Origin of the sequence: Azospirillum sp. B506 (genome assembly GCF_000333595.1) — a bacterium.
Lineage (GTDB): Bacteria > Pseudomonadota > Alphaproteobacteria > Azospirillales > Azospirillaceae > Azospirillum.
In genome coordinates, this window is sequence record NZ_BADK01000942.1 from 1 (window position 1) to 1,199 (window position 1,199).

Here is a 1,199-nt window from a genome sequence, read left to right on the forward strand (position 1 = left end):
GCGGCAACACGCTGCGTGACGCCCGCCTCCAGATGTTCCCATTCCGGTGCGGAGATCACCCGCGGAATCACGTCGAACGGCAGGATGCGGTCGACAGCGTCCTTGTCGGAATAGACGATGAAGGTGATGCCGAGATTGTACAGCTCCCGTTCCGCATCCTGCGCGCGGCGGCGCAATTCGTCGAAATCGAGTGCGGCCAGCCTCTGGCGGATCAGCGCCGTATGTTCGGCCGGCAAATCCATGGCTCCGAACAGCTCGTCGAAGTACAGGCCAGGATTATAGGATGACAAAAGGTCGGACGGTTTGCCCTCGGGTACGCTCACAGACTCCCCCGCGCTTGTATCTGACCGATCATCGCGGGCCGGGCGGCATCGCCCCGGCCATGTCGCATTGTGCAGGAAGTATGACCCATCGCCGCGCGCTTTGAACAGGGCAAACGCGCGTGCCGTTGTGCGACGCGATGACAAAGCAAGAATTCGGACACGGACGCTTGCAGAAATTAGCGCCAAAGTACCGGTGGGGCAGACGCCTTATCGTGCTTTGGTGGGACCGCCGCCACCGGATTGGCCGCCCGCCGCCGGTGCGGCCTGGGTCTCGCGCAGCAGGACCATGGTGATGCGGCGGTTGCGTGGGCTGTTGGGCTGGTCGGCAACCAGCGGGTCGCGGTCGGCCTTGCCGACGACGTCCTGGATTCGCGACGGATCGATGCCGCCGGCAAGCAGGGCGCGGCGGGTGGCGTTGGCCCGCTCCGTCGACAGATCCCAGTTGTCGCGGCCGGATCCGGCGGGGAACGGCGATGAGTCGGTGTGGCCGCTGATCGACAGCTTGTTGGGCAGCTTGGACAGCGCCTTCGCCACCTGCTGCACCAGCTGCCTGGTTTGCGGATACATCTGGCCGGAGCCACCGGGGAACATCGACACCCTGTCCTGGTCGACGATCTGGATGCGCAGCCCCTCGGGCGTCTGGTCGATCATCAGGTTCTGGGCCAGCGGCTCCAGTTCCGGCACCGACTGGATGGCCTGACGGATCTCGGTGGCGGCCTGCTGGAATTGTCGGGCTTCCTTTGCGGCGCCCTGCAGATTGTCCATCGCCTCCTTCACCCGCTCGCCGAAATCGGACAGCTTCTCGCCGGGCTTCTGACCGGGGATGCCCACCTGCTTGGCCATCTCCTCCATGCGCTTCTGGAAATCGGCGCGCGT

At 65.1% G+C, this 1,199-nt stretch carries 1 protein-coding gene and 1 pseudogene; both read right to left on the minus strand.

What is annotated here, in order from left to right; translation table 11 throughout:
• Positions 1-242: pseudogene (locus tag I71_RS29140) on the minus strand (circularly permuted type 2 ATP-grasp protein); the annotation flags it as partial.
• Positions 243-530: 288 nt separating this feature from the next.
• Positions 531-1,199, minus strand: a 669-nt coding sequence (locus I71_RS29145) for an OmpA family protein (protein ID WP_148294393.1), incomplete at its 5' end; no start/stop codon positions are given.